The organism is Microbacterium sp. SORGH_AS_0421 (genome assembly GCF_030818635.1).
Classification (GTDB): domain Bacteria; phylum Actinomycetota; class Actinomycetes; order Actinomycetales; family Microbacteriaceae; genus Microbacterium.
On record NZ_JAUTAO010000001.1, the window covers coordinates 1,198,896 to 1,211,294 of the forward strand.

At 70.8% G+C, this 12,399-nt stretch carries 12 protein-coding genes; 5 read left to right on the plus strand and 7 right to left on the minus strand.

Annotated elements, in window-relative coordinates:
* The first annotated feature begins 5 nt into the window (after window positions 1-5).
* Window positions 6-860, plus strand: a complete 855-nt coding sequence (locus QE416_RS05685) for an Asp23/Gls24 family envelope stress response protein (RefSeq protein ID WP_307314288.1) — start codon at window positions 6-8, stop codon at window positions 858-860.
* 71 nt (window positions 861-931) lie between these two features.
* Here QE416_RS05685 and QE416_RS05690 read toward each other — a convergent pair whose 3' ends face one another.
* Window positions 932-1,426, minus strand: coding sequence for a DUF1990 family protein (locus QE416_RS05690; RefSeq protein ID WP_267788951.1), 495 nt, complete (start codon window positions 1,424-1,426; stop codon window positions 932-934).
* Window positions 1,427-1,510: 84 nt separating this feature from the next.
* On the opposite strand from QE416_RS05690, the gene QE416_RS05695 reads away from it, so the two are divergent.
* The 3 genes from QE416_RS05695 to QE416_RS05705 are packed head-to-tail and all read left to right on the plus strand — an operon-like array spanning window position 1,511 to window position 3,775.
* A complete protein-coding gene (locus QE416_RS05695) occupies window positions 1,511-1,969 on the plus strand; it encodes a GNAT family N-acetyltransferase (RefSeq protein ID WP_267788952.1) in 459 nt (152 codons plus the stop codon).
* A 49-nt stretch (window positions 1,970-2,018) separates the two neighbouring features.
* Entirely contained in the window at window positions 2,019-3,206 is a 1,188-nt protein-coding gene (gene glp / locus QE416_RS05700; protein WP_307314291.1) for a gephyrin-like molybdotransferase Glp, read from the plus strand.
* Window positions 3,200-3,775 (plus strand): molybdenum cofactor guanylyltransferase, encoded by a 576-nt coding sequence (locus tag QE416_RS05705; protein ID WP_307314292.1) that lies wholly within the window; start codon window positions 3,200-3,202, stop codon window positions 3,773-3,775. The genes glp and QE416_RS05705 overlap by 7 nt, the downstream gene beginning before the upstream one ends.
* A 12-nt stretch (window positions 3,776-3,787) precedes the next feature.
* Here the strand turns inward: QE416_RS05705 and QE416_RS05710 are convergent, their stop codons facing one another.
* Entirely contained in the window at window positions 3,788-4,351 is a 564-nt protein-coding gene (locus tag QE416_RS05710; protein ID WP_267788956.1) for a TetR/AcrR family transcriptional regulator, read from the minus strand.
* Between the two features lie 115 nt (window positions 4,352-4,466).
* Between QE416_RS05710 and QE416_RS05715 the strand changes: the two genes are divergently transcribed.
* The gene (locus QE416_RS05715) at window positions 4,467-5,429 is read left to right on the plus strand and encodes an alpha/beta hydrolase (protein WP_307314295.1); all 963 of its coding nucleotides are present in this window, start codon (window positions 4,467-4,469) and stop codon (window positions 5,427-5,429) included.
* A 137-nt stretch (window positions 5,430-5,566) separates the two neighbouring features.
* Here QE416_RS05715 and QE416_RS05720 read toward each other — a convergent pair whose 3' ends face one another.
* The 5 genes from QE416_RS05720 to QE416_RS05740 are packed head-to-tail and all read right to left on the minus strand — an operon-like array spanning window position 5,567 to window position 12,396.
* Window positions 5,567-8,518, minus strand: coding sequence for a glycoside hydrolase family 2 TIM barrel-domain containing protein (locus QE416_RS05720; protein ID WP_307314297.1), 2,952 nt, complete (start codon window positions 8,516-8,518; stop codon window positions 5,567-5,569).
* Entirely contained in the window at window positions 8,515-9,261 is a 747-nt protein-coding gene (locus QE416_RS05725) for a glucosamine-6-phosphate deaminase (protein ID WP_307314299.1), read from the minus strand. The genes QE416_RS05720 and QE416_RS05725 overlap by 4 nt, the downstream gene beginning before the upstream one ends.
* Before the next feature lie 2 nt (window positions 9,262-9,263).
* Entirely contained in the window at window positions 9,264-10,160 is an 897-nt protein-coding gene (locus QE416_RS05730) for a carbohydrate ABC transporter permease (protein ID WP_307314302.1), read from the minus strand.
* Complete coding sequence (locus QE416_RS05735; protein WP_267788961.1) at window positions 10,157-11,125, minus strand: carbohydrate ABC transporter permease; 969 nt, start codon at window positions 11,123-11,125, stop codon at window positions 10,157-10,159. The genes QE416_RS05730 and QE416_RS05735 overlap by 4 nt, the downstream gene beginning before the upstream one ends.
* Complete coding sequence (locus QE416_RS05740) at window positions 11,122-12,396, minus strand: extracellular solute-binding protein (RefSeq protein WP_307314304.1); 1,275 nt, start codon at window positions 12,394-12,396, stop codon at window positions 11,122-11,124. Before QE416_RS05740 ends, QE416_RS05735 begins: the two co-directional genes overlap by 4 nt.
* Between the last annotated feature and the right edge of the window lie 3 nt (window positions 12,397-12,399).

Here is a 12,399-nt window from a genome sequence, read left to right on the forward strand (position 1 = left end):
CCGTCATGACCACCATCGATGCGACCATCGACCCGCCCGACCTGGATGCTGCGGCGACCCTGGCGGCGACCGCCGCAGGCGCGGTTCCGGGGGTTCACTCGCTCGGCAGCCTGGTCGGACGAGCTTCGGATGCCGTTCGTGAGCGGGTCGGTCTCGCCAGCGCCGCTCCGGGGGTGAAGATCGACACCGGTCGTGGCGACTCGGTCACCGCGACCATCTCGCTCGTCATCGACTACCCGCACAAACTGCGAGACGTCGCAGGTGCCGTGCGCACCGCGGTGAAGTCGGCCCTTGAGCCGCTCGGTCGCGGCACCATCGCCGTCGACGTCGTCGTGACCGGGGTCTTCGGGCCGTTCGATCGCGACGTCGTCGAGGAAGCGGAAGAGCGGGCGGATGCCGTCGCCGCCCGCACTTCGGAAGCAGTCGATGACGCGAAGGCCAGGGCGAAGGATGTCGCGGGTCGCGCGTCGGCGGCCGTCGACGCCGCACGCGAGAAATCGAAGGACCTCGCAGCCAGTGCCTCCGAGACCATCGACGCCGCCGTATCGCAGACGAAGGACGTCGCCGCGGGAGCCGCGGCCGCCGTGGGCGAGACGGCCCGCCAAGCGCGCGAGCGCGTCGTCGCGGCCGACGCGGAGTCCGACTTCGTCGCCGCGGATCGCGTGACCGAGGGCCTCGAGCCCGAGCGTCCCGGCGCATCCGTCGGAGATCGCACGGACGTGAGCGACGTCGTCGCCGAGGCTCTCGAAGACGCCGCGATCGACATCGCGGTCGCCGCTGACGAGGTGCGTGCCGGCGAGCAGACCCCCGCGACGGACAGCGTGCGGTCGGTCGCCGACGGCGAGCGTCCTCGCTCCTGACCCCGGCCGGAGAGCCACGGGCCCCGCTTCGGCGGGGCCTTCGGCGCGTATACGGCGGACCGAGCGCGGGGTCAGCGGGCGTCGAGCGCGCGCAGGTAGCGCTGCGTCATCCAGGACTGCACCCGCCGACCGACCGGAGCGCCGAGGCGCGTGAACCAGCGCCCCGGTGACGAGAACGCGGCGATGGCGAAAACCACCTCGCCGGAGGGCATGAGCGTGAGGGTGAAGCGTTCCTCACCCCGTTCGGGATGTCCCGGCAGCGTGCCGTAGGCGAAGCCCGCCGTGGTTTCGGTCCGCTCGGCCCAGACCACCAGGCACGGAATGCGCACGCTCAGGATGCCGAGCCCCAGGCGCATCGTCACGTGCGAGCCCAGCCGCATCGGCGTCTCGGACACCTCGACCCGGGCCCCCGCCCGTCGCTGCGCTTCGCCGGCGAGCAGGGCGTCGGCGGCCGCTGCGAAGTCGTCCGGGCCCCTGCCGATCACGCGCCGCGCGCGAACGTGGTGGTAGCCCGGCGGCATGTCGCCCGCGGTCGCGCCGACCTCGTCGTAGGTCACCTCGTCCATGGGGCCACGGTATCCGGGTGGGATCCCTCGCCGGCTGGGGTTGCAGAGCCCGCCGGTGTCGGAGGGGGCTGAGAGGATGGCCGCATGATCGAGTTCCGCGAGGCGCGCCCGTCCGACATCGACGCGATGGTCGAGGTGCAGAACGCGATCTACCGCGCTGGCTTGCGGTCGGGGGAGTCCGACGCGGCGTTGGTCGAGGAGCGGTACTTCGACGCCGAGCACTCGATCGCCTGCACCGTGGCCGACCGCGACGGGGCGGTGGTCGGCTTCCAGTCCCTGAAGCGCGCCTGGCCCGGCAACCCCTACGGGGTCGAGCAGGGATGGGGCATCATCGGCACCCACATCGACCCCGAGGTGGGGCGCAGCGGAATCGGCCGAAGTCTCTTCGCCCGTTCGCGCGCCGCCGCCGAAGCCGCGGGTCTTCGCCACATCGACGCGACCATCGGTGCCGACAACGCACCCGCGCTGGCGTACTACGCCGCGATGGGATTCGTGCCCTACCGCGACGGCGACGAAGCGATCCCCCACCGCTTCGACCTCTGACCCGCGCCTACGCTGAGGGCATGCTTTTCTCCCTCTGCGGGTCGGCCGCGTGATCGACGTCGCCGAGCACCTCGTCGCGGTTCTCGAGCAGGTCGTTCCGCTCGCGCCCGAAGCGCGGGCGGTGGCCGCTGCCCGCGGCAGAGTGCTGCGGCATCCCGTGTTCGCGAACGTCGACGTGCCGGGCTTCGACAGCTCGGCGATGGACGGATTCGCGGTGCGCGACCTCACCGAGTCCGCCACTCTGCGCGTGGTCGCCGATCTGCCCGCGGGCACCGAGCTGGATCCGCGATTGGATGCCGGCGAGGCCGCGCGCATCATGACGGGAGCGGCCGTACCGACCGACGCCACGGCGGTCGTTCCGTTCGAGGACACCGCGCGCGGGCTCGCCGGGGGGCTGGACGCGGTCACGGTGCTCGCCGCTCCGCGCGGACCCGGGGCGCACATCCGTCGCCGCGGCTCGGACGTGCGGGCGGGGGAACTGGTCGTCTCCGAGGGGGTGCGCCTGAACGCCGCCCGACTCGGCGCGATCGCTGCCGCGGGAGTGGGGACGGTCTCGGTCTCGCGTGCGCCGAAGATCGCGATCGTGTCGACGGGCTCGGAGTTGCGACCCGCGGGCGACCCGCTCCGCCGCGGTCAGATCCCCGAGTCGAACAGCGTGCTGCTGGCAGGCCTCGCCGAGGAATCGGGTGCCGAGATCGTCCTGCGCACGAGCGTCGGTGACGAGGGCGACGGGCCGCGTCAGGCCATCGCCGCAGCCGAAGCGGCCGGAGCCGACATCGTGGTGTTCTCGGGGGGAGTGAGCGCCGGCGCGTACGAGGTCGTGAAGAACACCCTCGGCGACCTCATGCGCTTCGACCGCGTGCGCATGCAGCCGGGAAAGCCCCAGGGCTTCGGACGCACCCCCTCGGGCACGCTGCTGTTCGGTCTGCCCGGTAATCCCGTGAGCGCCGCGGTGTCGTTCGAGCTGTTCGTGCGCCCGGCACTGCGCGCCCTCGAGGGCGACGCCGATCTCGGTCGTGAGACGCTGCGTGTCGCGCTCGCCGAGGGGCGCCGGGCGCGGCCGGGCCGTGTGCAGTACGTGCCGGTGCGCCTCGACCGCTCCGACGCCGCGCGATGGACGGCCATGCCGACCGCGCACGGAACGCGCGGCCTCGGTGATGCCGACGGGCTCGCGGTCATCCCGCCGAGCGAGCGCGACCTCGTCGCGGGCGAGCTGGTCACGGTCACGCGATGGTGAGCGTCGACGCCATCCTCTTGGCCGGGGGACGGGCTTCACGACTGGACGGGGCGACGAAGCCGATGCTGCGCGTGGGCGGGCGGACGTTGCTGCATACGGCGGTGGACGCGGTCCGAGCGGCCGGTGCTCGACGCGTCGTCGTCGTCGCCCCGGTTCTCGACGATGTGCTCGAGGTGACCTGGACGCGAGAAGATCCGCCGTTCGGCGGCCCCGTCGCCGCGATCGTCGCCGCTCTCGGTGACGTGGATGCCGAGGAGGTCTTCGTCCTCGCCTGCGATCTTCCGACGGCCGGTCCGGCGGTGGCGCTTCTCTCCGGTCCGGTCCCCGACAATGCGGACGGCGCGTGTCTCGACGACGGTCGGCACCAGTGGCTCATCGGCCGGTACCGGACGGCCGCGCTGCGGGCGGCGGCATCCGGTGTCTCGGAGGGCGGGCGCGACGCGTCCATGCGGGCGCTCCTGGGCGGGCTGAGGGTGGAGTCGGTGCGGGCCGACCCCGCGCTGACGCGCGACATCGACACCTGGGAAGACCTGCGGAAGGTCGCACCGGACGGGTTCTCGTCGACCTGACAGCCGCCGTCGTCAGCGGCCGCCGTGTGCGAAGGCGGCGTCGATGAGCGTCGACGCGGCCGCGCGCGCGGCACCGGCGGCCTCGGATGTTCCAGCGATCGCCGCGGTGGTCTGGGCGCCCTCGGCGAGGATGGCGAGCTGGGGTGCGAGGAAGGCCGGAGCGCCCGCCGCCTCGACCAATTGCCCGACATAGCGCTGAAAATCGGCCTTGTGCGCGCGCACCGCGCGGGCGACGCCCGGGTTGGCGGCTCCCAGTTCGCCGAAGGCGTTGATGAAGCCGCAGCCTCGGAAGTCCGCCTCGTCGAACCAATGCGCGAGGTAGTCGTAGACGGCCAGCAGCCGTTCGCGGGGGTCGTCGATGCGCTCGACGGCGTCGGTCACCCCGTCGGTCCACATGCCGTGGCGTTTGTCGAGGACCGCGACGATCAGGTCGTCTTTGGCGGGGAACTCCTTGTAAAGGGCTCGGAGGGAAACCCCGGCGGTGTCTCGAACGCTATCCATCCCCACCTGGCCGATGCCGCGTGTGTAGTACAGGGCGTCGGCGGCATCGACGATGCGGTCGCGGGTCTCGGTCATGCGTGCAGTCTACTTGACATGAGAACGGTCGTTCTCTACGGTCGGAGCAGAGAGTGAGAACGATCGTTCTCGCAAACCCGCTTCGCAGAACCGTCGTCAAGAAGGAGCCCCGACCATGTCCGGAAACCCGCACGAGATCGCCCTCGAACCCGCCGCACAGCAGTTCGTGGATGCCACCAGCGAACCGCCCTTCCTGTACCAGCTGCCGCCGGCCGAGGGACGCGCCGCCGTCGACGGCGTTCAGGACGACCCCATCTTCAAGCCCGAGATCGACGAGGAGTGGATCGAGGTGCCGGGTGGCCCGAGCGGCTCGGTGAAAGTCCGCATCGTCCGCCCGAAGGGCGCGATCGGAGTGCTGCCCGTCGTGATCTACATCCACGGCGCGGGCTGGGTCTTCGGCGACGCGCACACGCACGACCGTCTCGTGCGCGACCTCGCGGTGGGAACCGGAGCCGCAGTCGTCTTCCCCGAATACGACCGCTCGCCCGAGGTGCGGTACCCCCACGCGATCGAGCAGGTGTGGGCGACCGCCCAGTGGATCGTCGCCGAGGGGGAGTCGAAGGGCCTCGACGCGGCGCGCATCGCCGTCGCGGGCGACTCGGTGGGCGGCAACATGTCCGCGGCGCTCACCCTGCTCGCGAAGGAGCGCGGCGGCGTCGACCTCGCCGCGCAGGTGCTGTTCTACCCGGTGACTGACGCGGCCTTCGACACCGAGTCGTACCAGCGCTTCGCGGAGGGCTACTTCCTCTCGCGTGACGGCATGAAGTGGTTCTGGGATCAGTACACGACCAGCGACAACGACCGCGCCCAGATCACGGCGTCGCCGCTGCGCGCCACGCTCGATCAGCTCGCGGGACTTCCGCAGGCGCTCGTCATCACGGCCGAGGCCGATGTGCTCCGCGACGAGGGCGAGGCTTATGCCGCCAAGCTCCGTCAGGCGGGCGTGCCCACCACCGCCGTCCGTTACCAGGGCATCGTGCACGACTTCGTGATGGTCAACGCGCTGCACGACACGTATGCGGCGCAGGCGGCGATCGCTCAGGCCGTCGCCTTCCTGTCGAAGGCGCTCGCGGCGTAACGCCGACCGGCCCGGGCTGCGCTGTCGAGCGTGGCCCGGGCCCCGACCGGTCGTCGTCACCCCCGACGGCATGCCGTCGGCCACCCGCTGGTGCACTGCCGGGGACGAGAAACGCGCACCACGGCGCCCCTGTCGGGCTACTCGAGTACCACCGTCCACGACACCGCCCGCGGCCACAGCGCGTGGCGCGGCAGCACATCGGGGCCGCACGCCCGCGAGCCGAGACCGTGCTGGGCGGCGTCGAGGTACAACCAGAGCCCCCTCGACGGCGGCAGTTCGTGCGCGTGCGCGACGCCGGTGCGCTCCTGGGCGGTGTGGCGGTCGAGCTGGAACCCGGGCAGGCCGGTCGAACCCGACGCGACCGCGCGCAGGCGCAGGGGACCGAGATCGAGCGCGCGCAGGCCGGGGCGGTGCCCGGTCTCCTGCGGGCGGCCGTACGCGACGCCGAGCTCGTCGACGGCGGCCTCGAAGCGGCCGACGTACGCGGCCTCGGCGCTATCGCTGTACGACTCCGTCGGTCCCGTGCCGAACCAGCGCACCCGCTCGTCGGCGAGGGCGCCCGGCAGGCCGATGCGTGCGCCGACGCGCGGCCAGGTGCAGTCCCACGGGCCGAACGGGCGGATGTCGGTGTGCAGCCGCAGCCCGTCGCCGTCGAGGCGCCACGCGAACGTCGTCTCGATGCCTTGCGCGCTATGCGCGGCCATCGACCGCACGCGCTGCACGAGACCCTGATCAGTGCGCTCGACCGACAACACGCGATGCTGCAGACGGTCGAGGCCGCGTTCGAGCCACCGCACCGACGATGCCGGGGTGCTCTCATCGCCGCGACCGTCGGTGAGCGCCGGGTCGGCGGTCTCGTACGAGCCCTGACCGTCGAGCTGGTCGTTCTCGGTGGGGGCGCGCCACAGTTCGGGGAGTGGCCCCGACACCTCCAGGTCGCGCCAGCGCACGAGGCCGCCGCGGCGGTCGAAGACCGCGTCGCCGAGCGCGTCGCCGCGCCAGCCGCCGGTCGACGCCTGTGCCAGGCGCAGGGGAGCGGCAAGCATCTGCGCCTGCGCGCGCGAGACGACGTGCCCCGCCGGGGCCCATGCGCATTCCTCGCGCAGCGCGACCTCGAGGGTCATCCAGCGCTCTGTCGTGGCATCCGGAATCTCGGGCACTTCGATGATGCTCTCGGCGCCGGGGGCCAGCGTCGGCAGGTCGAGGGAGCCCGAGGCGACCCGGATGCCGTCGTCCTCGACGCGCCACCGCAACTCGAGGTGCCCGGTGTCGAGCGTGTGCTGCCGGTTCCGTACGCGCCAGGAGCGCTCGCCGAGGTGCTCGAGCGTGACCGGGGCCCACACCGCGGCGAGCTCGCCGAGGCCGGGAGAGGGCGTGCCGTCCGAGAGCACGAGGCCGTCCATCAGATAGACGCCGTCGTGCACGGGCTCGCCGAAGTCCCCGCCGTAGGCGAAGAACTCGACGCCGTCGGCGGTGCGGGTGCGGATGCCGTGGTCGCGCCACTCCCACACGAACCCGCCGTGCAGGCGCGGGTACAGCTCCACGAGCGACTCGTAGTCGGCGAGCGAACCGGGGCCGTTGCCCATGGCGTGCGCGAACTCACACAGCACGAAGGGCTTCGCCCGCTGGCGGGCGCCCTCGGCGGGGCCGATCTCGTGCACGGGCATGGTCTGCTCTCCGCAGACCGAGGCGATCTCCTCCAGAGTCGGATACATGCGCGAGTACACGTCGGTGTACGCCCCGCCGTAGTCGCCCTCGTAGTGGATGGGGCGCGAGTCGTCGCGCTCGCGGATCCACCCGGCCATCTCGGCGAGGTTGCGCCCGGTGCCCGATTCGTTGCCGAGCGACCACATCACGACGCTCGCGTGGTTCTTGTCGCGCTCGACGGTGCGGCGCACGCGGTCGAGGCACGCCGCGCGCCAGGCGGGGTCGTCGGCGGGGTTGCCCGTCCACTCGACGTCCCAGAAGCCATGGGTCTCGAGGTCGCACTCCAGCACGACCCAGAAGCCCAGCTCGTCGGCCAGCTCCAGCACCCGCGGATGCGGGGGCTGATGCGCGGTGCGGATCGCGGTGATGTTGTGCCGGCGCATGAGCGCGAGCTCGCCGCGCACGTAGTCCTCATCGAACACGCGGCCGCGATCGGGATCGGTCTCATGACGGTTCACGCCGCGGAAGATCAGCGGGCGACCGTCGGCGAGCAGCCGGTCGCCGACGATCTCGACGCGGCGAAAGCCGACGCGCAGGCGCACCGTCTCGGTATCCGTCGACACCTCGACGTCGTACAGGCGGGGAGTCTCGGCCGTCCACGCGTCGACCGCGGGGATCGGGAGGGGGGCCACCGCGTCCTCCGAGGCCCACGTCTCATCGATGCCGAGCTCGGGCACCCGCACGCTCACGGGCCAGCCGCCGCGGGGGCGCACATCGAGGGTTCCGGCGCCGGTCGCGGGGTCGCGGTCGCCGCGCACGAAGACATCGTCGAGGCCGTTCGCGGGTCGGCCCTGCAGCGAGACGCTGCGGAAGATACCGGGGAGCCACCACTGGTCCTGGTCTTCGAGGTAGCTGGCGGCCGACCACTGGTGCACGCGGACGGCGAGCACGTTATCGCCGTCGACGAGATGGTCGGTCACGTCGAACTCGGTCATGAGCCGGCTGCCGGTGAACCAGCCGATCTCGGTGCCGTTCACCCATACGGTCGCGAGTGACTCGACGCCCTCGAAGCGCAGCAAGGTGCGGCCGCCGGGGCAGAACGAGGGATGCCACTCGAAAGTGCGGCGGTGATCGCCCGTGGGGTTCGCGTCGGGCACGTGCGGGGGATCGAGCGGGAATGGGTACCGGATGTTCGTGTACGTCGGGTGGCCGTGACCGTGCAGACCCCAGTGCGAGGGCACGGGAAGGCGATCCCACGCCGCGACGTCGGCGTCGACGGCCGCGAACGGGGGCGTACCGTCGAGGTCGTCGCCCGGGTCGGCGTCGTGCAGCAGGAAGGCCCAGTCGCCGTCGAGGCTCTGGACCGGGGCGTCGGATCGCAGCCAGGCGCGCGGGGGCAGGCGGCTGTCGGATCCGGGGGCGGTGTCGCCGAGGTGGGTCATCGGTTTTCTCGGAGGGCGTCGGGGTCGGCCACGACGGTGACGTCGGGATGCCGTTGCAGGAACGAGGCGGGGTTGTCGGCGGTGACGGGGCCGGCGAGGGCGGATCGCAGGGCGGCGGCCTTCGCAGAGCCCGCGGCCACGAGCACGATACGCCGCGCCGAGAGGATCGTCGCGACGCCCTGGGTGAGAGCGTGCGTCGGCACCTGGGTGAGGTCGCCGTCGAAGTGCTCGGCGTTGGCGCGACGCGTGCTCTCGTCGAGCTCGACCACGCGCGTACGGGTCTCGGCATTGGAACCCGGCTCGTTGAAGCCGATGTGGCCGTTGCGGCCGATGCCCACGACCTGCACGTCGACGCCGCCGGCCTCGGCGATCGCGCGCTCATAGGCAGCGCCGTCGGCGTCGGTCGAGCCGCGGGGCACCCGCACGTTCTCGGCCGGGATGCCGAGCGGCTCGGCGATCACGGACCGCACGTACGCGGCGTACGAGCGGGGGTCGTCGGTGCTCAGCCCCACGTACTCGTCGAGGGCGAACAGGCGCAACCCCTCGGTGCGGAGCCCCTCGGCGCGGCGACGGACGAGCGCGGCGTAGAGCGCGAGCGGCGACGACCCGGTGGCCACGCCGAGCACACCGTCGGAGGCGATGGTCGCCACGATGTCCGCCGCGACCTCGCCGATCTCGTCGGCCGCGCACGTGACCACGCGCGTGGCCGGGGAGACGGGGACCAGGTCGGGACGAAGGGTCACGCTCACTTGATCGCGCCCTTGGCGATGTCGCCGATGAACTGGCGGGCACCGATGAGGAACACGATGAGCAGTGGCAGCACCGCGAGCAGGGCTCCCGCCATGACCATGCCGTAGTCCTGGCCGAACGCGGTGTTCAGCTGGGCCATCGCGACCTGCAGCGTCACCTGGTTGGGGTCGGTCAGCACGACGAGCGGCCACAGGTAATCGTTCCACGCGGCGATGAACGTGAAGATGCCGAGGAAGCCCAGGCCCGGGCGGATCAGCGGCAGGCACACGGTGAACCACTGACGGAAGAAGCCCGCGCCGTCGAGCACCGAGGCATCCATCAGCTCGTCGGGGATCGACGACACCATGTACTGGCGCAGCCAGAAGATGCCGAACGCGTTGGCGGCCGCGGGCACGATCAGCGCCTGCAGCTGACCGACCCAGCCGAGGTTGGTCATGGTGATGAACTGCGGGATGACGGCGAGCTGCATCGGCAGCATGAACGTCACGAGCGTGATCGTGAACAGCGTGCGGCGCAGCGGAAACTCGAACTTGGCGAACGCGAAGGCGGCGAGCGAGTCGAACACCAGCACGAGGAACGTCACGCTGCACGCCACGATCACCGTGTTCAGGAGCGAGCCCGCGAAGTCGATCCGGGTGAACACCGCCCCGATGTTGTCGAACAGGCGGGGCCCGGGGACGAACGTCGGCGGCGTGGTGTAGATGTCGCTCGTGGAGTTGCTGGCCATGACCACGAGCCAGTACAGCGGGAAGAGCGAGATGAACGCGCCGGCGCTGAGCACGCCGTAGAGGAGCACACGGCTCGGGGTCACCTTGCGACGACGGCGAAGCGGCACGCCAGCGGTCGTGATGTGCTCGGTGATCGTCGCGGGCGGAGGCGTGGTGACGGTCATGCGCGGGCCTTGTCTTCCTTCTTGCCGGCGGTGAAGCGCCAGCTGATGATGGTGAAGATCACGACGATGAGGAACACGCCCCACGCGATCGCGGCGCCATACCCGAAGCGGTTGTAGCTGAAGGCCTGCTGGTAGAAGTACAGGACCATCGTCAGACCGCCCTGGCCCGCACCGCCGCTGTTCGGGTTGGTGGTGCTCGAGCTGGCCGTCAGCACCTGGGCCTCGGTGAAGCTCTGCATGCCGGTCACGGTCGAGACGACGAGCACGAAGATGATCGTCGGGCGCAGAAGCGGCAGCGTTATCGAGAAGAAGCTGCGGATGGGGCCGGCGCCGTCGAGCTTGGCGGCCTCGTAGACCTCTCCCCCGATGGACTGCATGCCGGCGAGGAAGATGATCGCGTTGTACCCGGTCCACTGATACGTGATGAGGATCGAGATCGTCAACTGGATGCCGAAGGGCGTCGACAGCCATTGCACCCCGGGAAGCCCGAGGGCGTGCAGGAAGGAGTTGGCGAGGCCGAAGTTCTCGCCGAAGATCGAGCCGAACAGCACCGCCATCGCCACGACCGAGGTGATGTTCGGCACGAAGTAGGCGATGCGGAAGGCCGTGCTGAAGCGCACGGCATTGTTCAGCATGGCGGCGACGGCGACCGCGATGATGAGCATCGGGAACGTCGACAGGACGAAGATGACGAAGGTGTTGCGCACCGACAGCCAGAACGTGGGGTCGGTGAAAAGGCGGGTGTAGTTGTCGATGCCCGTCCACTTCGCAGCCCCCAGCCCGTTCCAGTCCTGGAACGACAGGACGAGCGAGTAGGCGGTGGGGAAGAGGCCGAAGCCCAGGAAGAGCAGGAAGAAGGGGGCGATGGCCACGTACATCGGCCAGTGCCGGATCAGGCCCCGGCCTCGGGGGCGCGCGCTGGGGCGCACCCCCGAGGCCGTCATGACGCGCGTGGCGGATGTCACTTAGAGCGCTCCCAAACCTGCTGGGCGGCGGTCAGAGCGTCGTTCCAGGCCTGCTTCGGGTCCTTGCCCTGCGACTGCACATTCGTCAGCTCGGTGATGAAGGGGGCCTGCAGCTCGTTGTCGATCGGGCTGGTGTAGCTGATCGGCATGTTCTCGGAGGCCGTCTTGAAGACGTCGGTGGTCACCTGGTCGCCGAAGAACGGGTCGGGCTGCTGCAGGGCAGGCTGGCTCAGTGCCGCGGTCGAGGACGGGAAGTTGCCCACTTCGGTGTACGTGGTGGCCTGGTTCTCGGCGTCGAGGAGGTAGTCGATGATCTTGATCGCTTCGTCCTTGTTGCCGGTGGCGGCGGGAATGGTCAGGAACGAGCCGCCGATGTTGGCCGGGCCGCCCGGCATCGCGGTGACATTCCACTTGCCCGAGGTGTCGGGGGCGTTGCTCTTCATGTCGCCCTGGTACCAGGCGGCGCCGAGCAGGGTCGGGAGCGAGCCGTTGTTGACCGCGGCGGCCCAGTCGGGGCTGCCGTCCTGGATGCCGGCGACCAGGCCGAGCTCGTTCGCCTCGATCGCGGTGTCCCAGGCCTTCTTGACCTGGGCACTGTCGCCGAGGAACTCGCCGTCCTGCGAGACCATCTTCGTCTCGCCCTGACCCATGACCTTCGTGAACACGTCTTCCATCGAGACCTCGAGGTACGCGCCGGTGGCGGCCTTGAGCTTCTTACCGAAGGCGAAGTAGTCGTCCCAGGTCTTGGTGGCGGCGGCGACGGCGGCCGGGTCGGTGGGAAGGCCCGCCGCGGCAAGCACGTCGGTGCGGTAGTACAACGCGGTGGGACCGATGTCGGTGGGCAGGCCGATGAGCTTGCCGTCGGGAGTCGTGGCCTCGGCGAGCTTCCAAGCGGGGAAGTCGGCGAGCTTGTCGTCGATACCGAGCGTCTTGAGATCGGTGAAGAGGTCGGCCTGCTGCAGGAAGTAGGGCATGTCCTCGCCCTTGATCCCGGTGATCGAGGGGATGCCGCTGCGGCCGGTGAACACGGTCACGAGCTTCTGCTTCACGTCGTCGCCGATAGTCGTGACCTCGAGCTTGGCGTCGGGGAACTGGGCCTTGGCCGAGTCGACGACGCTCTCGCCGAGGCCGCCGGGCCAGGTCCAGAGGGTCATCGGGCCGTCGGACGAGCCGCCGGCGCCGCCAGAGCAGGCCGAGAGGGACACGGCGGCGACGGCGGCGACGGCGACGGTGCCGAGCGCGCGTCGGTGGCGCGGGGTGAGGGTCATCATGGG

What these genes read in the sequence shown, in the direction of transcription:
- QE416_RS05690 (WP_267788951.1), bottom strand. Translation starts at nt 1,426, where the DNA reads ATGGACGAGGTGACCTACGACGAGGTCGGCGCGACCGCGGGCGACATG.
- QE416_RS05705 (WP_307314292.1), top strand. Translation starts at nt 3,200, where the DNA reads ATGGTGAGCGTCGACGCCATCCTCTTGGCCGGGGGACGGGCTTCACGA.
- QE416_RS05740 (WP_307314304.1), bottom strand. Translation starts at nt 12,396, where the DNA reads ATGATGACCCTCACCCCGCGCCACCGACGCGCGCTCGGCACCGTCGCC.
- QE416_RS05730 (WP_307314302.1), bottom strand. Translation starts at nt 10,160, where the DNA reads ATGACCGTCACCACGCCTCCGCCCGCGACGATCACCGAGCACATCACG.
- QE416_RS05715 (WP_307314295.1), top strand. Translation starts at nt 4,467, where the DNA reads ATGTCCGGAAACCCGCACGAGATCGCCCTCGAACCCGCCGCACAGCAG.
- QE416_RS05695 (WP_267788952.1), top strand. Translation starts at nt 1,511, where the DNA reads ATGATCGAGTTCCGCGAGGCGCGCCCGTCCGACATCGACGCGATGGTC.
- QE416_RS05710 (WP_267788956.1), bottom strand. Translation starts at nt 4,351, where the DNA reads ATGACCGAGACCCGCGACCGCATCGTCGATGCCGCCGACGCCCTGTAC.
- QE416_RS05720 (WP_307314297.1), bottom strand. Translation starts at nt 8,518, where the DNA reads ATGACCCACCTCGGCGACACCGCCCCCGGATCCGACAGCCGCCTGCCC.
- QE416_RS05685 (WP_307314288.1), top strand. Translation starts at nt 6, where the DNA reads ATGACCACCATCGATGCGACCATCGACCCGCCCGACCTGGATGCTGCG.